This is a genomic window from Pelomonas sp. Root405 (assembly GCF_001425165.1).
Taxonomy (GTDB): domain Bacteria; phylum Pseudomonadota; class Gammaproteobacteria; order Burkholderiales; family Burkholderiaceae_C; genus Pelomonas.
Genome location: NZ_LMDU01000012.1, coordinates 556,658 through 574,010 on the forward strand (window position 1 = coordinate 556,658; position 17,353 = coordinate 574,010).

General features: G+C 67.4%; 21 protein-coding genes. 4 read left to right on the top strand and 17 right to left on the bottom strand.

Annotated features, from left to right (window positions below; genetic code table 11):
• Positions 1 to 20: 20 nt before the first annotated feature.
• The 3 genes from ASC81_RS15420 to ASC81_RS15430 are packed head-to-tail and all read right to left on the bottom strand — an operon-like array spanning position 21 to position 1,979.
• Positions 21 to 665 (bottom strand): MotA/TolQ/ExbB proton channel family protein, encoded by a 645-nt coding sequence (locus tag ASC81_RS15420; RefSeq protein ID WP_056268801.1) that lies wholly within the window; start codon positions 663 to 665, stop codon positions 21 to 23.
• A gap of 1 nt (position 666) precedes the next feature.
• Positions 667 to 1,404: a 4-hydroxy-tetrahydrodipicolinate reductase gene (gene dapB, locus ASC81_RS15425; protein ID WP_056268803.1), complete on the bottom strand. Its 738-nt coding sequence runs from the start codon at positions 1,402 to 1,404 to the stop codon at positions 667 to 669.
• Entirely contained in the window at positions 1,401 to 1,979 is a 579-nt protein-coding gene (locus ASC81_RS15430) for an outer membrane protein assembly factor BamE (protein WP_056268805.1), read from the bottom strand. The genes dapB and ASC81_RS15430 overlap by 4 nt, the downstream gene beginning before the upstream one ends.
• Positions 1,980 to 2,081: 102 nt before the next feature.
• Between ASC81_RS15430 and fur the strand changes: the two genes are divergently transcribed.
• Positions 2,082 to 2,525 (top strand): ferric iron uptake transcriptional regulator, encoded by a 444-nt coding sequence (fur, locus tag ASC81_RS15435; RefSeq protein ID WP_056268807.1) that lies wholly within the window; start codon positions 2,082 to 2,084, stop codon positions 2,523 to 2,525.
• A 99-nt stretch (positions 2,526 to 2,624) separates the two neighbouring features.
• On the opposite strand, the gene hprK is transcribed toward fur, so the two are convergent.
• From hprK to hpf, 3 genes are all read right to left on the bottom strand, one after another.
• Positions 2,625 to 3,581 carry an HPr(Ser) kinase/phosphatase gene (gene hprK / locus ASC81_RS15440; protein ID WP_056268809.1) on the bottom strand — a complete coding sequence of 319 codons (957 nt, stop codon included), beginning with the start codon at positions 3,579 to 3,581 and terminating at the stop codon, positions 2,625 to 2,627.
• 52 nt (positions 3,582 to 3,633) lie between these two features.
• Complete coding sequence (locus tag ASC81_RS15445) at positions 3,634 to 4,104, bottom strand: PTS sugar transporter subunit IIA (RefSeq protein ID WP_056268810.1); 471 nt, start codon at positions 4,102 to 4,104, stop codon at positions 3,634 to 3,636.
• A 253-nt stretch (positions 4,105 to 4,357) separates the two neighbouring features.
• Positions 4,358 to 4,699 carry a ribosome hibernation-promoting factor, HPF/YfiA family gene (hpf, locus tag ASC81_RS15450; protein WP_056268812.1) on the bottom strand — a complete coding sequence of 114 codons (342 nt, stop codon included), beginning with the start codon at positions 4,697 to 4,699 and terminating at the stop codon, positions 4,358 to 4,360.
• A gap of 415 nt (positions 4,700 to 5,114) precedes the next feature.
• Here hpf and corA point away from each other — a divergent pair, with 415 nt between their 5' ends.
• Entirely contained in the window at positions 5,115 to 6,104 is a 990-nt protein-coding gene (gene corA, locus ASC81_RS15455) for a magnesium/cobalt transporter CorA (protein WP_056268815.1), read from the top strand.
• On the opposite strand, the gene ASC81_RS15460 is transcribed toward corA, so the two are convergent.
• Genes ASC81_RS15460 through ASC81_RS15495 form a run of 8 tightly spaced genes read right to left on the bottom strand, consistent with a single transcriptional unit; the run spans position 6,097 to position 12,769 of the window.
• Positions 6,097 to 6,513 (bottom strand): nuclear transport factor 2 family protein, encoded by a 417-nt coding sequence (locus ASC81_RS15460; RefSeq protein WP_056268817.1) that lies wholly within the window; start codon positions 6,511 to 6,513, stop codon positions 6,097 to 6,099. The genes corA and ASC81_RS15460 overlap by 8 nt on opposite strands.
• Positions 6,510 to 7,268: an SDR family oxidoreductase gene (locus ASC81_RS15465; protein ID WP_056268819.1), complete on the bottom strand. Its 759-nt coding sequence runs from the start codon at positions 7,266 to 7,268 to the stop codon at positions 6,510 to 6,512. Before ASC81_RS15465 ends, ASC81_RS15460 begins: the two co-directional genes overlap by 4 nt.
• The gene (locus ASC81_RS15470; RefSeq protein WP_056268821.1) at positions 7,265 to 7,798 is read right to left on the bottom strand and encodes a DUF3833 domain-containing protein; all 534 of its coding nucleotides are present in this window, start codon (positions 7,796 to 7,798) and stop codon (positions 7,265 to 7,267) included. Before ASC81_RS15470 ends, ASC81_RS15465 begins: the two co-directional genes overlap by 4 nt.
• The gene (locus ASC81_RS15475) at positions 7,795 to 9,042 is read right to left on the bottom strand and encodes an MFS transporter (RefSeq protein WP_056268823.1); all 1,248 of its coding nucleotides are present in this window, start codon (positions 9,040 to 9,042) and stop codon (positions 7,795 to 7,797) included. The genes ASC81_RS15470 and ASC81_RS15475 overlap by 4 nt, the downstream gene beginning before the upstream one ends.
• Positions 9,032 to 9,547 carry a chalcone isomerase family protein gene (locus tag ASC81_RS15480; protein ID WP_056268824.1) on the bottom strand — a complete coding sequence of 172 codons (516 nt, stop codon included), beginning with the start codon at positions 9,545 to 9,547 and terminating at the stop codon, positions 9,032 to 9,034. Before ASC81_RS15480 ends, ASC81_RS15475 begins: the two co-directional genes overlap by 11 nt.
• Positions 9,548 to 9,549: 2 nt before the next feature.
• Positions 9,550 to 10,758 carry a cyclopropane-fatty-acyl-phospholipid synthase family protein gene (locus tag ASC81_RS15485; RefSeq protein WP_056268826.1) on the bottom strand — a complete coding sequence of 403 codons (1,209 nt, stop codon included), beginning with the start codon at positions 10,756 to 10,758 and terminating at the stop codon, positions 9,550 to 9,552.
• Positions 10,759 to 10,763: 5 nt separating this feature from the next.
• Positions 10,764 to 11,492: a DUF1365 domain-containing protein gene (locus ASC81_RS15490; protein WP_056269084.1), complete on the bottom strand. Its 729-nt coding sequence runs from the start codon at positions 11,490 to 11,492 to the stop codon at positions 10,764 to 10,766.
• Between the two features lie 23 nt (positions 11,493 to 11,515).
• On the bottom strand, positions 11,516 to 12,769 hold the full coding sequence (locus tag ASC81_RS15495; protein WP_235533668.1) for an NAD(P)/FAD-dependent oxidoreductase: 1,254 nt from the start codon (positions 12,767 to 12,769) through the stop codon (positions 11,516 to 11,518).
• 601 nt (positions 12,770 to 13,370) lie between these two features.
• Here ASC81_RS15495 and ASC81_RS15500 point away from each other — a divergent pair.
• Together ASC81_RS15500 and ASC81_RS15505 are read left to right on the top strand one after the other, a co-directional pair.
• Positions 13,371 to 14,345: a MerR family transcriptional regulator gene (locus ASC81_RS15500; protein WP_235533669.1), complete on the top strand. Its 975-nt coding sequence runs from the start codon at positions 13,371 to 13,373 to the stop codon at positions 14,343 to 14,345.
• Between the two features lie 12 nt (positions 14,346 to 14,357).
• Entirely contained in the window at positions 14,358 to 15,227 is an 870-nt protein-coding gene (locus ASC81_RS15505) for a hypothetical protein (protein WP_056268829.1), read from the top strand.
• A 10-nt stretch (positions 15,228 to 15,237) separates the two neighbouring features.
• On the opposite strand, the gene ASC81_RS15510 is transcribed toward ASC81_RS15505, so the two are convergent.
• The 3 genes from ASC81_RS15510 to ASC81_RS15520 are packed head-to-tail and all read right to left on the bottom strand — an operon-like array spanning position 15,238 to position 17,337.
• On the bottom strand, positions 15,238 to 16,104 hold the full coding sequence (locus ASC81_RS15510; RefSeq protein WP_056268831.1) for a hypothetical protein: 867 nt from the start codon (positions 16,102 to 16,104) through the stop codon (positions 15,238 to 15,240).
• Between the two features lie 13 nt (positions 16,105 to 16,117).
• Positions 16,118 to 16,987, bottom strand: a complete 870-nt coding sequence (locus tag ASC81_RS15515; protein ID WP_056268833.1) for an ABC transporter ATP-binding protein — start codon at positions 16,985 to 16,987, stop codon at positions 16,118 to 16,120.
• Positions 16,984 to 17,337, bottom strand: a complete 354-nt coding sequence (locus tag ASC81_RS15520; protein ID WP_056268834.1) for a GntR family transcriptional regulator — start codon at positions 17,335 to 17,337, stop codon at positions 16,984 to 16,986. The genes ASC81_RS15515 and ASC81_RS15520 overlap by 4 nt, the downstream gene beginning before the upstream one ends.
• Between the last annotated feature and the right edge of the window lie 16 nt (positions 17,338 to 17,353).

Below are 17,353 nucleotides of genomic sequence, written 5' to 3' on the forward strand. Positions count from 1 at the left end.
AGCGGCCCGGCGCTCGGCGCTCATTCGTGGTCCAGCAATTCGCGCAGGTCGTGCGCAAAGCCTTCCAGGTCGGCCTCGCAGGCCGCAACCAGTTTGCCGAAGACGTTGTAGGCCAGCACCGCGGGGATGGCGACCGCCAGGCCGGCGGCCGTCATGATCAGCGCTTCGCCGACCGGGCCCGAGATCTTCTCGATGGTGATGTTGCCGGCCGCCGAGATGCTGGCCAGCGCGTGGTAGATGCCCCAGACCGTGCCGAACAGGCCGACGAAGGGGGCGGTCGCGCCGACGGAGGCCAGCATCACCTGGCCGAACTGCAGCTTGGCCAGCACGACATGCAGCGCATCGCGCAGGCGGCGCGTCAGGCGTGACTCGCGCTTGCCGGCGGCTTCCAGCGTGGTGCTGCGCGTCTCGGCCGTGGCGGCGTCCAGCAGCGGCAGCAGCAGTCTTTCGGTGTCGAAGTCCTGCAGCGCGCTGCGCCCTTCGGCCACGCCGGCTGCGGCCCAGAACGCCGGCACCGCGCGCACCAGGCCTCGGCGCGCGCGGCGCAGCAGCCAGGTCTTCCACAGGATCAGCGCCCAGGCGCTGACCGACATGGTCAGCAGCAGCAAGGCGACCGCGCGACCGACGAGGTCGCTCTGGCCCCAGAAGTCCGCGAAGCCGCCCATATCAGTTGCTGAACCCGAGTACGTCGTTCATGCCAAACAAGCCGGTGGTCTTGCCCGCCAGGAAGCGCGCCGCGCGCAGGCTGCCCTGGGCATAGATGCCGCGGTTGCTGGCCTTGTGGCTGACTTCGATGCGCTCGCCGGTGCCGGCGAACAGCACGGTGTGGTCGCCGATCACATCGCCGCCGCGCACGGTGGCAAAGCCGATGGTCGACGGGTCGCGCACGCCGGTGACGCCTTCGCGGCCGTAGACAGCGCATGCCTTCAGGTCGCGGCCCAGTGCATCGGCGACGACCTGGCCCATCTGCAGCGCCGTGCCGCTGGGCGCGTCGATCTTGTTGCGGTGGTGGGTCTCGATGATCTCGATGTCGAAGCCCTCGTTCATCGCCCGCGCCGCCATGTCGAGCAGCTTGAGCACGACGTTGACGCCGACGCTCATGTTGGGTGCGAAGACGATGGCTGTGCGCTCGGCGAATCTCGCGATCTCCGCCTTCTGCGCTGCGTCGAAGCCGGTCGTGCCGATGACGGCCTTGACGCCGAGTTCGGCGCAGATGGCCAGGTGGGCCAGCGTCGCCTCGGGGCGGGTGAAGTCGATCAGCACGTCGGCGCCAGCCAGTCGTGCGCGCGGGTCGTCAGCACGGCTCAGCGCGGCGTGCAGCGTGCAGTCGTCGGCGGCCTGCACGGCTGCAACGAGCATCTGGCCCATGCGCCCCGAAGCGCCGGCGACGGCAACCTTGATCACGAACCCGTTCCCGGCTTCGCATCCAGCGGCGGGTAGACGCGACCTGGCGCCGGACCCTCGGCGGCCGCTGTCGGCGCGGCTTCGGCGCTGCGCTTGGGCGGTGGCAACGCGCCGCGCTCGGCTTCGCTCAGTTCGAGCTTGGGTTGCTTGCCATCCGGCTTGAAGGTGTTGATGGCGGCGACGAAGTCGTTCTCGGCCGGCAGGTCGTCGGGCACGTCCAGGGACTTCAGCTTGTCGCCATCGAACTGCGCGATGACCAGGCGCTGCTGTGGTGCGGCGCCCTGGCGGCGGATGGTGAAGACATAGTCCCAGCGCGACTCATGGAAGATGTCGGTCAGCAGTGGCGAGCCGAGCAGGTCGCGCACCTGGGCCTTGGGCATGCCGGGCTTGACGCGGGCGACCATTTCCTTGGTCAGCACATTGCCCTGCACGACCTCGACGCGGTAGGGCGTCAGCACGCCCAGCACCTTCTCGCCGGTGACGGAGGGCAGCGAGGGCAGGGAATCCCAGGTCGGCAGATAGGAGCAGCCGCCGAGCAGCGCAATCAGCGGAAGAGAGGCAAGCAGGGGGCGCATGGGGCGGCTGACAGAAGAGACGGGAAGCACCGGCCGAAAGCTCAGCTGGCTATGATCGGCCGGATTCTAGCGGGGCACCTTCCGGGCCCCGGCCCACGCGCTATGACCAGCTCTTCCGCCAAGAACCAGACCAGCGACATCAAGAACAGTGGCCTCAAGGCGACGCTGCCGCGCATCAAGATCCTCGAGATCTTCCAGCGCGCGGCGCAGCGCCACATGACGGCCGAGGATGTCTACAGGGCCCTGCTGGGCGAGGGCGCCGATATCGGCCTGGCCACTGTGTACCGTGTGCTGCAGCAGTTCGAGCAGGCCGGCCTGCTGAGCCGCAATCATTTTGAGACCGGCAAGGCCGTCTATGAGCTCAACGAGGGGCACCACCATGACCACCTCGTCTGCCTGAACTGCGGCAAGGTCGAAGAGTTCTTCGACCCCGGCATCGAGTCCCGCCAGCATGCCATCGCCACCGAGCGCGGCTTCCAGCTGCAGGAACATTCGCTCGCGCTCTATGCGACCTGCGTGAAGGCCGACTGCCCCAACCGCAGCTGAGGCTCTGGCCTTTAGGGCCGAGCGCCGGGCCGCTCCCAAGCCGGCCCGATTGGGCGATGTGCTTGCGCGCGTTCAGCGTTGCAAGACCGGGCGAGGGCCTCAATCCATCGAACCGTTGTCGATGGCGCGCTGATGGCGCTCGACAAATTCCTTGTAGGTGTCAATACCGCGCAGCTGCAGGATGGTGTTGCGCACCGCGGCTTCCACCAGCACGGCCAGGTTGCGGCCGGCGTCCACGGCGATGACGACCTTGCGTACCGGCATACCCAGCACGTCCTCGTACAGCGGCTCGTAAGGCAGGCGCTCGAAGTCGCGCTCCATCGTCTCCTTGCGCACCAGGTGGACGATCAGCTTTAAGCGCATCTTGCGGCGCACGGCGGTCTCGCCAAAGATGGACTTGATGTCCAGCAGGCCGATGCCGCGGACTTCTAGCAGGTTCAGCAGCAGCTCGGGGCAGCGGCCCTCGATGGCTGTCTGCGCAATGCGGAAGAAGTCGACCGCATCGTCGGCCACGAGGCCATGGCCGCGCGAGATCAGCTCCAGGCCGAGTTCGCTCTTGCCCAGCCCTGATTCGCCAGTCAGCAGCACGCCCAGGCCCAGGATGTCCATGAAGACGCCGTGGCGGGTGGTTCGGTTGGCGAAGAGCTGCGACAGATAGCCGCGCACCAGGTCGATGACGTGGCCGGCGGACTCATTGGTGCGGAATAGCGGTATCTCGGCACGGTCGCACATCGCGACCAGCCGCGACGGCGGCACGGAATCGTCGGCAATGATGATGACCGGCGGCTCCAGCGTGACGATGCGCGAGATGCGGCGGTCCTGGACTTCAGTGCTCTCCTGGTTCAGATAGGCCACCTCGCGGCGACCGACGATCTGCACCCGATAGGGATGGATGTAGTTCAGGTAGCCGACCAGATCAGCTGCGCTTTGCGCATCGCGCACGGCGGCTTCGTCGAAGCGGCGCTCGGGATGGGCGTGGCCGGCAATCCATTCCCAGCGCAAGGCCTCACGGTGCTCTTCGAAGAGGCGCTCGGCGCTGATCGAGGTCGGTTTCAAGTCGGGTTCGCAGCAAAAACCAGGGGTTTACGCGAAGCGCGCAAAAGGGGCATCAAGCGACGGACTTGAGCGGTTCCCAAGCCGCGATGAGCCTGTGCAGCGTGGCGCCATCGGCCTCAAGCTTGAGCTGCTCGCGCAATTCGCGGTCGGACAGCATCTCGGCGATCTCGGACAGGATCTCCAGATGACGCTGCGTCGCGGCCTCGGGTACGAGCAGGAAGATCAGCAGGCTGACCGGCTCGTCGTCCGGCGCATCGAAGGCAATCGACTGCTGCAGGCGAAGCACCGCGGCGAGCGGATTCTTCAGGCCCTTGACGCGTCCATGCGGAATGGCGACACCGTGACCGAGGCCGGTGGACCCCAGGCGCTCGCGAGCGAACAGGTTGTCGGTGACCAGCGCCCGGGCCATCTGGTGGTGGTTCTCGAACAGCAGGCCTGCATGTTCGAAGGCGCGTTTCTTGCTGGACGCATCCACGTTCACCAACACATTGTCGGCGGGCAGGATGGCGGCGAGACGGTTCATGGGCGGAGGCCTGGCGTCGGGGGGCGCCGGATAGGCGCGGCCGTAGCCGGGGCAAAAGGGTCAATCAGAGCCACAGATTATGGAACCGCAGGCCGATCTGGGGTGGGCGGTAGAGGCGCGAGGCGTGGAAAACACCTCTGGCCACCCTCGAATGCGGGTTTTTGCGGCACTGCAGCAACAGCGCGATTGCGGCGGATTGCACCGCCAAAAAGCGAAAGCGGCCCGCGGGCCGCCGTGAGATGAGCTGGATGGCTCAGGATGCCGAAACCTCGAGGCGCTTGGCCGAGGCATGGTGGTGGTCCTGCACCTTGTCCTTGTGGCGGCAGACCTGGCGATCCAGCTTGTCCATCAGCTGGTCGATGGCGGCATACAGGTCCTCGTGGGATTGCTCGACAAAAATATCGCGGCCCTTGACGTGGAGCGTCACTTCGGCGCGCTGGCGGCGATCCTTTTCCTTTTGCTTCTCTACGGTCAGCAGGACGTTGATGTCAACGACCTGGTCGAAGTGGCGGGTCACACGGTCCAGCTTGGTGAGCACGTACTCGCGCAGAGCCGGCGTGACTTCCAGATGATGGCCACTGATCGTCAGATTCATAAAGCCTCCTTTCAGAGGAATGGGTCGGGGAAAACGAACCGGAAAACTGAGAAAACGACAGAACGAGGGGAAGTAGGAGGGAGGGTCTATTCAGGTAGCGGAGGTGGGTGGAGTGGGGAAATCGACGAGCCCAGTTTGCGCGCGAAGCGGCCGCATGACAAGGGGATGACGGTGACGGTTTGTGGCCTTCGGGGGCTCGTTCCCGAGGCTTCTTTCACGTTCCGACCGGGTGCAATAATCCGACGCTAATTTCCCTACGGAGAGCTTCTTGGACAGCGATCACCCTCGGTGACCGTCCCTCCCGCCGCCGGCCTTCTCACAGGCTGAGCCCGCCCGGAGTGAGACGGTTGACCTGCCCCGCCACGCCGGACGGCAACTGCCGTCTCCCCTTCGCCAGCGCCGCTGGAGACGATGCATGTTGAATGTTTTCACGCTGGACAACGGACGCCTCAAGGGCGGGCTGTTCCAGGAAGAGATCGAAACCGCCGAGGACCTGGCCCTGTCGCGCCCGGTCTGGGTCGACCTGGAGAGCCCCAGCGTCGAGGAGAAGGGCTGGATCCGCGACCGCTTCGGCCTGACCATCCCCGAGGACATCGTCGACGAGGACCTGGAGGAATCGGCGCGCTTCTATGAGGAAGACAACGGCGAGCTGCACATCCGCTCCGACTTTCTCATCGAAGGCGACGACAGCGGGGAAGGCAAGCCGGCGCGCAATGTGCGCGTGGCCTTCATCTTGTTCAACAACGTGCTGTTCTCCATCCACAACGAGGACCTGCCGGTGTTCCGCCTGCTGCGGCTGCGCGCGCGGCGCATCCCGGCGTTGATCGAGGACGCCAAGGACGTGCTGCTCAAGCTCTACGACGCCGACGCGGAGTATTCGGCCGATGTGCTGGAAGGCATCTACGACAAGCTCGAAGCGGTCAGTGTGCGCGTGCTGAAAAGCGAGGTCACCGACGCCGAGGCCGGCGAGGTGCTGTCGGCCATTGCGCGCGAGGAGGACTTGAACGGCCGCATCCGCCGCAACGTGATGGACACGCGCCGCGCGGTCAGCTTCATGATGCGCAGCCGCATGCTCAACGCCGAGCAGTTCGAGGAGTCGCGCCAAATCCTGCGTGACATCGACTCACTCGACTCACACACCGCTTTCCTCTTCGACAAGATCAACTTCCTGATGGATGCGACCGTCGGTTTCATCAACATCAACCAGAACAAGATCATCAAGATCTTCTCGGTGGCCAGCGTGGCCCTGCTGCCGCCGACGCTGATCGCGTCGATCTACGGCATGAACTTCCAGTACATGCCGGAGCTGTCGTCGCAATGGGGCTATCCGTTTGCCCTCGTGCTGATGCTGCTGTCCGTCGCGGCACCCTTCATCTACTTCCGCAGGAAGGGCTGGCTCAGGTAGCCCGCAGCCTGCGTTTGAGCAGGCGCATCAGCGCACCAAGCACCGGCAGCTTCTCGTACAGCTCCTCGGCCGCGTCCCAGTAGTCGCGGTGGTCGACGACCAGGCCGGCGGCGTCGAAGCGCAGGTGGCTGGCGCCGCGGATGACGAAGTCGCCGGCGTGGAAGTCCCAGCCGAGGAAGCACTGGTCGCCCTCGACGATGGTGTGGCGGACGACGAAGCGCGGCGCCTTCACGGTCTCGAACATGTGCTCGAAGACACGGCGCACGGCCGCGCGGCCGCGGACTTCGTTGAAGGGGTCCTTGAAGGTGCAGTCTTCGGCATAGAGCGCGGCCAGTTTGTCGAGGCCGGCGAGCGTCAGGGTCTCGTAGCCTGCGATCAGTGCGGCGGCGCGCGGGTCGGCGTGTTTCATCGGGTCATGCGGCTGACCAGCCTGAAATAGGCGCTGTCCCCGAGCAGGCCGAGCGCCTTCATCAGACGCGTGAAGCGCTTCGGGAAATGGATCTCGAACTCGCCTGCGGCCCAGCCGGCCAGCATGGCTTCGGCCGCCTGTGCGGGGCTGATCTCCGCCGGCATGCGGAAGTCGTTTTGCGCCGTCATCGGCGTCGTCACGAAACCCGGGTGGACGGCCGACACGCCGATGCCGCGTGGATGCAGATCGAGGTAGAGCGCTTCGGCCAGATGCGTCAGCGCCGCCTTGCTTGGGCCGTAAGCCAGCGCCTTGGGCAAGCCGCGGTAGCCAGCGACGCTCGACACCAGGCTCAGGTGCCCGCCACCGGCCGTGAGCAACTGCGGCAGCAGGGCGTCCAGCAGGTTCAGCGCGCCGATGTAGTTGATGTCGAGGTGGCGCCGCGCCTCCGCGAGATCGAATGCCGCAGCGCTCATCGGCCGGTAGTAGCCAGCGCAGTAGACGCAGAGATCGGGCGCGCCGATCTGTGCGACTGCGGCGTGCAAGGCGGCCAGGTCCATCACGTCCAGCGGCAGCGCGTGGCTGCCCGGGTGCAGCGCGACAAACTCGTTGAGCAACGCCGCCTGCCGTGCCGACACGATCACCCGCGCGCCGGCCGCGTGCAGGGCCGTCGCGGTGGCGCGGCCGATGCCAGTCGAGGCGCCGACCAGCCAGACCGTCTTGCCCTGCCAGTCGCGCAGCCGCGGATTGAGGCTCATGGTTTGTAAAACGACAGCGTCACATCGCCCAGGTGAAAACCGAACTTGCTCATGCGGGCCTTGTTCAGCATGACCCGACTGTCCATCAGATACATCCAGTCATCGAACTGCACGTCGTAGGTCGTGCCGTCGACGGGAAGGCGCAGCGTGTAGCTCCAGCGCAGGGCATTGCCGCGGGCCTCGCCGGTGGCCTCCCCGATGACATCCGCCGCCGTGCCGCGGTAGCGGCCGTTGCCCAGCGAGGTGATCGTCCAGACGCGGCGCTCGGTCTTGCCGTCGCTGTAGGTGAAGTCTTCTTCCAGCGTGCCGACATCGCCCTGCCAGCGCCCCATCAGCTGCACGACGAAGCGTCGCTGCACCTTGCCGGCGCGGTCGGTGAACAGGCCGTGGGCGGTCATCGGGCCGTTGAAATAGGCCTTCAAGTCCAGCACCGGCTTCTCGGCGGCGTAGTCCTCGGGCACGGGGGCGCTGGCGCAGCCGGCGAGGGCGGCAGTGGCGACGAGGGTGGTCAGCAGCAGGCGTCGGTTCATGGTGTGGTGGCGATGAAGTGGCGGTACAGCAGCGCCGCCGCAGCGAGCTTGAACGCGCAGGGCAGCAGGCAATAGGCAATGGTCAGGGCCTGCAAGGCCTGCGGGTCGCGCTGGCCCGGCGCATAGCCCAGGGCCTGCAGCAGCGGCAGCGCCAAGCCGGCAGCCAGGGCGAGGTTGAGCTTGGTCGCAGCGTTCCACCAGCCGAAGAAGGCGCCCTCGGCCCGGCCGGCCAGACCGGCGCGCTGGATGACGCCGGCCAGCAGCGCACCGGGCACGGCCAGGTCGGCGCCAAGTGCCGCTCCACTCGCGATGCAGACGGCGAGAAAGCCGCCGCGATCACCGGCACCCAGCGCGGCGGCCCAGGCGAAGGTGGCAATCGACAGCAGCATGCCCAAGCCCCAGGCGCGTGCCTGGCCGAGACGGGCGATGACGCGCAGCCACAGCGGCAGCGAGATCACGGCAGCGGCGAAGTAGCTGGCCAGGAAGAGGCCCTGCGACGCCGGCAGCTGCAGCCGGTCGTCGATGAAGAAGAGCAGCAGCGTGGCCGGCACGGCCGCGGCGATGCCGTTGAGCAGGAAGACGGCCAGCAGGCGGCGGAACTCGGGCACGCGCCAGGCCAGGGCTAGCGACACCGGCGCCTCGGCCGAGGCGGCCGGCCGCGGCGCGGTGGCGAGCAGCAGCAGGCCAATCGCCAGCGCGATGGCAAGCACGACTGCCGTTGCGCCAAAGCCCGCCGCGGAAGGCAGCAGGCTGGCGCTGACGACACCCACCAGCGCAAAGCCCTCGCGCCAGGCCACCACGCGGCTCTGCTTGCCGGCGCTGCCGCCCAGGCGCGCGCCCCAGGCCTGGTGCAGCACGGCCAGGAAGCTGTAGGCCAGGTACGTCAGCACCAGGCCGGCGCCGGCCCAGGCGAGCAGCGCGGCAGGCTCGCGCGGCAGCGGGAAGAACAGCCCGGCAAAGCCCGCCGCCAGCAGCAGGGCGGCCAGCGGCAGTTGCCAGGCCAGGCCGGGGCGGCCGAGGGCGCGGTCGCAGAGCCGGCCTATCCACGGGTCGACAAACGCGTCGAGCGCGCGAGCGGCCAGCAGCAACGCGCCCAGGCTGGCCAGCGGCAGGCCGAAGCGCGTCGCATAGTGGGCCGGCAGATGCACATACAGCGGCAGCGCGACGAAGGCCAGCGCCAGGCCCAGCGTGCCATAGCGCAGCCCGTCGCGCGCAGCGAAATCAGCGGCCCTGTCAGCGGTCATTCCCGCCGCCGAACAGCTGCTCGCGCAGGCCCGGTTCCGAAGTCTGCGGGCTGAGCCAGATGCCGAAGAACAGCCGCGCAAACGTCGCGTCGGCCACCCGGCGGCGCGGTTGGCCGTTGATGAAGAACTGCGCCCCAGCGCCCGGCTCGAAGCTGCCGCTGATGCGGTCGCCCGCCTTCACGTCGGGGAAGGCGAGCTGCATCTCGGCCAGCCAGGCCTGGGCCTGGGCGTCAGTGATCGCGGCCTGGCGGCGCATCTCCTTGAGCGAGCGCTTGGCGATCTCGGCACCGTCCAGGCTGCGGGCGTACTGCAGCTCCAGCGTCAGCGGCTGCTCCTGCCAGTTCGCGGCCGTGACGGGCGCAGCCGACCACAGCCGGATGTCATAGACATGCAGGCCGAAGAAGCGAAACCGGGCGCGCCCGCGCTGCGACAGGCCGGTGAGCTCCGGGGCGCCATGGGCCAGTGAAGCCAGGGCGAGCGTGATGAGAGCGACGCGGCGCTGCATGTTCAGTCGCGCACCAACGTGAACTGCATGACGTCGGTGTTGCCCGCTGCGAACGCGGCCTCGCAATAGGCCAGATAGAACTCCCACAGCCGCATGAAGCGGCCGTCGAAGCCCAGCTTTCGCACGGGGCCCTCGTGGTGCAGGAAGGCTTCTCGCCAGCGGCGCAGCGTCTCGGCGTAGTCGGCGCCAAAGGCCAGCTCGTTGACGACGCGCAGGCCGGCCGCCGCGGCATGTGCTCGGAACTGGCTGGGGCTGGGCAGCAGGCCGCCGGGGAAGATGTATTGCTGGATGAAGTCGGTCGAGCGCACATAGCGGTCGAACAGGTCATCGCGGATCGTGATGCTCTGGATGCAGGCGCGGCCGCCGGGCTTGAGCTTGGCGGCAACGGTGCGGAAATAGCCGTCCCAGTATTCACGCCCCACCGCCTCGAACATCTCGATGGAGACGATGGCATCGAAGGGCTTGTCGGCGATGTCGCGGTAGTCCTGCAGACGCAGGTCGGCGCTCAGGCCCGCTTTGCCCAGCCGCTCCTGCGCCCAGGCGAGCTGCTCGGTGGACAGCGTGACACCGGTCAGTCGCGCATCGAAATCGCGCGCCGCGACTTCGGCAACGGCACCCCAGCCGCAGCCGATCTCTAGCACGCGGCTGCCCGGGCCCACGCCGGCCTCGGCCAGAGCGCGGCGCATCTTGGCCTGCTGGGCGGCGTCCAGCGTGCCCTCCGGCGCGCCAGCGAACCAGGCGCTGGAGTAGTTCATCGTCGGGTCCAGCCACAGCTTGTAGAACTCGTTGCCGAGGTCGTAGTGGGCGTGGATGTTCTTGCGGCTGCCGGTGCGGGTGTTGCGCCGCATCAGGTGGCGCAGCCGGTGCAGCAGGCCGCCCCAGAAACCGCCGTACACCAGCGACTCCAGGGCGGTGCGGTTGCGGATCAGCAGCTCCAGCAAGGCGCGCAGGTGGGGGCTGGTCCAGTGGCCGTCGACAAAGCTTTCGGCAAAGCCGACATCGCCCGAGGTCATGGCCGCCGCGCAGGTCTGCCAGTCGACGATGCGGATGGCGGCACGCGGCTCGCGGCCGCCGCCGAAGTGCAGCAGTTCGCCCTCGGGCGTCTGCAGATCGAGGCTGCCATGCTGTAAGTGGCCGAGCAGTGCGAGCACGCGGCGGGCATGGCGGGGCAGCGTGCTGGCGAGAAGGGGTGCGGAGGTCGTTGTCGTCATGGCGGTCAGCGCGTCACAAACCGCTCTGGCGGCTGGGGTTTGGAGAAGAACGGCAGGCGCTTGATGGCCAGCTTCAAGGCCTGCCAATGGATGCGGGCGACGATCATCAGCGTCAGCGCAGGCATGGCGAAGAAGGCGGCGCGGGCGCTGCGCGAGGTCAATGGCTGCAGCCGTCCGCTGAGGCTGGTCAGCAGCAGCGGGCCGGTGTCGTCGTCGTGGTCGACACAGCTGATGACGTGGCGGTTGCCATGCAGGAAGCGAAACCGGTAGCGGCCCTCGACGCGGCAGAAGGGCGACACGTGGAAGACCTTGGCGGCCGTTTGCTCGCAGCCCCAGGCCAGATCGGGCCCGTGCAGCAGATAGCAGTGGCGCTCGCCGAAGGTGTTGTTGACCTCGACGACGACGGCAGCCAGCGAGCTGTCCGTACGCTCGCAGAACCAGAAGCTGACCGGCTTGAAGGCGTGTCCGAGCACACGCGGATAGGTCTGCAACCAGGCCTCGCCGTCGGCATCGTCAATGCCTTCCGAAACGAGCAGTGCGTCCAGCCACGCCAGTGCGTCGCTGCCGCCCTCACCGTGGTCGGCATCGTGAAAGCTCAGCCAGCCGAAGCGGTTGCGGTTCAGCGCCGCACAGGTCTCGCGGCGCAGCGAGCGCATGGGCAGCCACAGGAAGTAGCTCGGATAGGCGAAGGCATGCTCGCGCGGGCGCAGCCGCCGGTGGTAGACCTGTCCCATGCCGAGCTGGGGTGCTGAGGTGCTCACGCCAGCACCCGTGAAATGAGCTGCTGGGCGGCGGTCAGGCCCGACAGCAGGCCGTCCTCGTGAAAGCCATAGCGCGTCCACGCGCCGGCAAACCAGACGCCGCCGTTGCCCTGAATCTCGTGCAGGCGGGCCTGGGCGCGCACGGCGGCATCGTCAAACACCGGGTGGGCGTAGTCGTAGCGGCCGATGACCCGCGCCGGGTCGGGCTGGCGCAGCGGGTTCAGCGACACGACGACGGGATGCTGCCAGGGCAGGGGCTGCAGCTGGTTCAGCAGATAGTGCAGGCAGACCGAGGCGCCGGCGCCGCCGCGATCCCGCCCGCTCTCGTAGTTCCAGGCCGCCCAGGCGCTGCGGCGCTGCGGCAGCAGCGCCGCGTCGGTGTGCAGCACGGCCACGTTGAGCTGGTAGCGGATGGCGCCCAGCAGCTCGCGCTCGGCGGCGCTGGCATTGGCCAGCAAGGCCAGGCTCTGGTCGCTGTGACCGGCGAGGATGACGGCATCGAAGCGCTCAACACCTTGGTGCGTGCCGACCGCCACACCGCCATCGGGCAGCCGGCACACGGCCTGCACCGGCGTGCTCAGGCGCACTTCGTGAATGGCCGGCAGCATGGCCTCGACGTAGTGGCGCGCGCCGCCCGTCACCGTCCACCACTGCGGCCGGTCGTTCACCTGCAACAGGCCGTGGTTGTGGCAAAAGCGGATCAGCGTTCGGATGGGGAACTGCAGCATCTGCGCCGTCGGGCAGGACCAGATGCAGGCGACCATGGGCAGCAAATACCAGTCCCTGAAGCCGCGGCCGAAGCGGTGGCGGTCGAGGAAGGAGGCGATGGGTTCCGACAGCGCCGCCTCCTCGCCCCGCGCGGCGAGGGCCGTGCACAGGCGGTTGAAGCGCAGCAGGTCGGCCAACATGCCCCAAAAGGCCGGCCGCAGCAGGTTGCGGCGCTGCGCGAAGACGCTGGCCAAGCTGCTGCCGCTCCACTCGACGCCGTCGCCGGGCACCTGGGCCGAGAAGCTCATGTCGCTCTTGGCGACGGCAACGCCGAGCTGGTCGAACAGCTGAATCAGCAGCGGATAGGTGCGCTCGTTGAAGACAAGGAAGCCGGTGTCAACGCCGTGCGTGATGCCGTCGAGCGTGACGTCCACCGTGTGCGTGTGGCCGCCCGCGCGGGCTCCGGCCTCGAACAAGGTGACATGGGCGCGGTCGCTCAGCGCCCAGGCGGCTGACAGCCCCGCGACGCCGCTTCCAATCACGGCAATGCGCTTCTCGGTGCGGCTACCCGGACCACGCGGATGCCCGCGGCCGCGCAGCAGTCCCAGCACAGGCTCGGCATGGGCCGAACCCGCGCCGCAAAAGGAAGGGCCCGTGTCATCGACACGGGCCCTGGCTGTAAAAGTGGCCGCAGAACGCCCCGGAGCCAACGAGGGAGGGAGGGAGGAGGAGGAGAACGGCTCCGAGATTGCTGCTCTGGTCTCAGAGAGGTTGTGCGACCTAAATTCCTGATTGAACGGTGTCGACCCCAGTCGAGCAGGACCCGGGTTTTCACTGGCGGTGTAGCTCGATAGTTGAGCCGGAACATGAAGTTCCAAGTCGGTGTACCCAGTTCGGGCGACGATTGTTGTCGTCATCGTTCAAGTCCGGCACTGCTTCGCTTGGCGCTCGGCCGCTTTGCAAACAGTTGCAAGGCGCCGTGAAGGGCTGGCGACATATCGAAGCGGTTGTTGATGGTTTGTCCTGGGCAAATTGCGTCTGCAGCGCTATATTAGGTCAAGAATTGAAGTTTGTACTATTTTTGTCCAGGACAATTTATGCGTGACCGGTCGTTTTCAACGCCAATGACCTGCGGGCTGCGCCGTGGCTGAGCCCCTGGTTTACGCGGGTGGCGGCGCTGCGGATGCCACTGCGCCAGCGACGGGCGTCGGCATCACCGCGGTGGAGCGGGACACGGGCATCAGCAAGGAAACGCTGCGCGTCTGGGAGCGCCGCTACGGTTTCCCCGCGCCATCGCGCGACGCCGCGGGCGAGCGGCTCTACCCGCAGGAGCAGGTGCTCAAGCTGCGGCTCGTCAAGCGGCTGCTGGACGCCGGGCACCGGCCCGGCCGCATCGTGGCGGCGCCGCTGACGGAGCTGTCGGCGCTGCTGCAGCCCCCTGTTGCCGCGAGCGAGGCGGCCAGCGGGGCCGAGGCGCCCGAGGTGGCGGCCTGCACCGCGCTGCTGCAAAGCCATGACGTCGACGGCTTGCGCCGCACGCTGTCACAGGCCGTGCTGCGCCGGGGGCTTGCGGGCAGCATCAGCCAGGTGTTTGCGCCATTGACCACGCGCATCGGCGAGCTGTGGATGAGCGGCGAGCTGCAGGTGTTTGAAGAGCACATTTACAGCGAGTCGCTGCAACTTGTGCTGCGCCAGTCCATTCACGCCTTGCCGGTCAATCTGCAGGGTGCCGGCCCGCGTGTACTGCTCACCACGCTGCCCGGTGAAGGCCATGCGCTGGGCCTGCTGATGGCCGAGGCGCTGCTCAGCCTGGAGGGTGCCGTCTGTCTGTCGCTGGGCGTGCAGACGCCGATTGCCCAGCTGCCCGCAGCGGCGGCGGTGCACCGCGCTGATGTCGTGGCGCTCAGCTTCAGCGGGCAGCTGCCCGCGCGCGCCGTCTTTGACGGACTGGGCCAGCTGCGCGAGCAACTGCCGGCCAATGTCGAGATCTGGGCTGGCGGCAGCAACCGGGCACTCCGTTTGCCGGGTGTGCCGGACGGCGTGCGCTGTGTTGATGGCCTGGCTGCGATCACGCCAGAGATTGCGCGCTGGCGCGAACTTTTAGAATCAGGTCTCTAACGAGGACCCGCCATGCTTTACCCCGAACTGTTCAAGCAACTGGAAGCCGTGCGCTGGAACATGGATCGCGACATTCCCTGGGATAAGTTCGACGCCACCCAGCTGAGCGACGAACAGGCCCAGACGATCAAGATGAACGCCATCACCGAGTGGGCGGCGCTGCCGGCCACCGAGATGTTCTTGCGCGACAACCGCGAAGACAGCGACTTTTCGGCCTTCATGTCGGTGTGGTTCTTCGAGGAGCAAAAGCACAGCCTCGTGCTGATGGAGTACCTCAGGCGCTTCCGTCCCGACCTCGTCCCTACCGAGGAAGAGCTGCACGAGGTGCGCTTCGATTTCGACCCCGCCCCGGCACTCGAAACGCTGATGCTGCATTTTTGCGGCGAGATTCGCCTCAACCACTGGTACCGCCGCGCGGCCGAGTGGCACACCGAGCCGGTCATCAAGGCGATCTACGAAACCTTGTCGCGCGACGAGGCCCGCCATGGCGGCGCCTACCTGCGCTACATGAAGCGCGCCATGACCAAGTTCGGCGACGAGGCGCGCGCCGCCTTTGCCAAGGTCGGCGTGCTGATGGCCAGCGCGCGTCGCACCGCCCAGGCGCTGCACCCGACCAACCTGCACGTCAACACCAAGCTCTTCCCGCGCGACACCATCCAGAGCCGACTGCCCGACCCCGAGTGGCTGGAGCACTGGCTGGACAAGCAGATCCAGTTCGACTCGGTCTGGGAGAACAAGGTCGTTGAGCGCATCCTGCACAACATGAGCCTGCTGATGGACCGCAGCTTTGCCACCGTGCAAGAACTCAACCGCTTCCGCAAAGAAATGGCGGCACGCATCGTGCCGCCATCTGCGGAAAGCCTGGCCAGCAAGCCGGCCTGAGCCCCGCGGCTCAACCGCCGCGCGAGCGCTTCAGCACCACCAGGGCGAAGGCTGCTGCGGCAACAGCTGCCCAGCCGAGGAACTGCGCCGTCGCCAGCTGGGCCAGCGTCTTGCCCAGGTCTTGCAGCACCCAGGTGACCAGGTTGGTGCCCGACTCCAACGCTTGGACCAGGCTCCTGCCGTCGTACACCAGCGTGTGGTTGATCTGCTCGTTCAAGCCCTGCAGCGCGCGCAGCGGCCATTCGATGTCGTAGACCTGGTACAGCACGGCCACGGCCACGCCGACGCCGACCAACACGACCGGCACGCCCAGCCGCTTCAACCAGGCCGAGGCGGCCATCAGCACGAAGATCACGGGCGCCAGCCACAGCATCAACGGCAAGGTGCCGACGAGGCCGCGCACCAGCAGCGGCGTGGCCGCCATGATGACCTCGCCCCAGTTAACCGCCAGCGCGGTGGAGAAGTCGGCCCGGCTCGTCAGCACGCTCATCGCAATCGGGATGCCGAACAGCATGCCGACGACGGCGCCACCCAGCGGCGCCAGCCAGGCATGGGCGATCACCGTGGACATCACGCTCTCGCTCGGCCTGCCCGGCAAAGACAGCCAGAACTCGATGGAACGGTCCTGCGTGTCGCGCCGCGCCAGGCCCGGCAGCTGGAACAGCGCCACCAGCAGCGAGATGCCATAGACGGCGCAAGCGCTCATCATGACCATGCCGACGGCCATCAACTCGGGGCTGTCCATCGGCAGGCCGTTGATCTCGCCGAACGGCAACGCCGCCAGGAAGAGCAGCGGGGGCGCCAGCGCGGCAATCAGCCAGCCGCGCTTGTGCTGCATCCATTCGCGCTGCAGCAGGGTGGGGATATGGTTTGTCATGGCGGCTCCTTGATCAGGCTTGCTTGTTGTTCAGCGCCGGGTTGCGGGTCAGCGCCATGAAGAGGTCGACAAGGCTGGGGCGCACGCGCTGGCCCAGGCTCGTGATGTGTTCGGGCGGCGGGCCGTCGAACAGCGACGTCGTGCGGCCCTGCTCGCGGTAGCGCAGCAGCGGGTGGGCTGCGGCCATCGCATCGGCCGCGGCCGGGTCGTGGTTCAGTGCCACGAAGCGGCGGTCGATGTCCTCCAGGCTGATCGACAGCGCCACGCGACCCTCGTCCAGCATGATCACGTCCGACAGCAGCGCCTCGACTTCCTCCACCTGGTGCGTCGAGATCAGCACGCTGCGCTCGCCGTCGCACCACTCGTCGATGAGCATCTCGTAGAAGCTCTTGCGCGACACCACGTCCAGGCCCAGCGTCGGCTCGTCCAGGATCATCAACTTGGCGTCGATGGCGGCGATCAGCGCCAGGTGCGTCTGCGCCACCATGCCCTTGGACAGGCTCTTGACCTTGTCGCCCTCGCTGACGCTGGTGCGCTTGAGCAGCGCCCGCGCCCGCTCGGCCGAGAACTTTGGCTGCAGCTGGCTCATCAGCGTGATCAGCTCATGCACCTTGGCCCAGCGCGGCAGCACCGCCACGTCGGGGATGTAGCTCAGCTCGGTCAGCAATTGCTGGCGGTTCCGGGTCGGCTCCAGGCCCAGCACGCTCATCTGGCCCTGCACCGGCAGCAGGCCGACCAGCGCCTTCATCAGCGAGGTCTTGCCCGCGCCGTTGTGGCCAAGCAGGCCGACGACACGGCCCTTGGGCACGGTGATGGAGACGTCGTTCAGCGCGGTCTTCTTGCCGTAGCGCAGCGAGACGTTCTTGACTTCGATCAGGTTCATGTCGACTCCCAGTTCAGATCCTTGGCGGTCAGCCCCAGCCGCTTGAGCTTGGCGCGCAGAGTCGGCCAGTCCTTCTGCAGGAACTGCTCGCGCTCGTGCCGCAGCAGCCGCTCCCGGGCGCCGGCCATCACATACATGCCCAGGCCGCGCCGCGACTCGATCAGACCGTGGTCGCTGAGCGCCTGCAGCGCCCGCGTCACGGTCAGCGGGTTGATGACGTACTGGCTGGCGAGTACGCGCACCGAGGGCAGGGCCTCGCCTTCCGGGGGGCTGCCGTCAAGCAGCTGCACGGCCAGGCGGTCGGCAAGCTGCTGGTAAATCGGCGCCTGGTCTGTCCAGGTGGGAGTCATGGGTGCTCCGGGGTGT

Coding starts and splice junctions, on each gene's coding strand:
- ASC81_RS15420 (WP_056268801.1), bottom strand. CDS start 665: ATGGGCGGCTTCGCGGACTTCTGGGGCCAGAGCGACCTCGTCGGTCGC.
- ASC81_RS15430 (WP_056268805.1), bottom strand. CDS start 1,979: ATGCGCCCCCTGCTTGCCTCTCTTCCGCTGATTGCGCTGCTCGGCGGC.
- fur (WP_056268807.1), top strand. CDS start 2,082: ATGACCAGCTCTTCCGCCAAGAACCAGACCAGCGACATCAAGAACAGT.
- ASC81_RS15445 (WP_056268810.1), bottom strand. CDS start 4,104: ATGAACCGTCTCGCCGCCATCCTGCCCGCCGACAATGTGTTGGTGAAC.
- hpf (WP_056268812.1), bottom strand. CDS start 4,699: ATGAATCTGACGATCAGTGGCCATCATCTGGAAGTCACGCCGGCTCTG.
- corA (WP_056268815.1), top strand. CDS start 5,115: ATGTTGAATGTTTTCACGCTGGACAACGGACGCCTCAAGGGCGGGCTG.
- ASC81_RS15460 (WP_056268817.1), bottom strand. CDS start 6,513: ATGAAACACGCCGACCCGCGCGCCGCCGCACTGATCGCAGGCTACGAG.
- ASC81_RS15465 (WP_056268819.1), bottom strand. CDS start 7,268: ATGAGCCTCAATCCGCGGCTGCGCGACTGGCAGGGCAAGACGGTCTGG.
- ASC81_RS15470 (WP_056268821.1), bottom strand. CDS start 7,798: ATGAACCGACGCCTGCTGCTGACCACCCTCGTCGCCACTGCCGCCCTC.
- ASC81_RS15475 (WP_056268823.1), bottom strand. CDS start 9,042: ATGACCGCTGACAGGGCCGCTGATTTCGCTGCGCGCGACGGGCTGCGC.
- ASC81_RS15480 (WP_056268824.1), bottom strand. CDS start 9,547: ATGCAGCGCCGCGTCGCTCTCATCACGCTCGCCCTGGCTTCACTGGCC.
- ASC81_RS15485 (WP_056268826.1), bottom strand. CDS start 10,758: ATGACGACAACGACCTCCGCACCCCTTCTCGCCAGCACGCTGCCCCGC.
- ASC81_RS15490 (WP_056269084.1), bottom strand. CDS start 11,492: ATGGGACAGGTCTACCACCGGCGGCTGCGCCCGCGCGAGCATGCCTTC.
- ASC81_RS15505 (WP_056268829.1), top strand. CDS start 14,358: ATGCTTTACCCCGAACTGTTCAAGCAACTGGAAGCCGTGCGCTGGAAC.
- ASC81_RS15510 (WP_056268831.1), bottom strand. CDS start 16,104: ATGACAAACCATATCCCCACCCTGCTGCAGCGCGAATGGATGCAGCAC.
- ASC81_RS15515 (WP_056268833.1), bottom strand. CDS start 16,987: ATGAACCTGATCGAAGTCAAGAACGTCTCGCTGCGCTACGGCAAGAAG.
- ASC81_RS15520 (WP_056268834.1), bottom strand. CDS start 17,337: ATGACTCCCACCTGGACAGACCAGGCGCCGATTTACCAGCAGCTTGCC.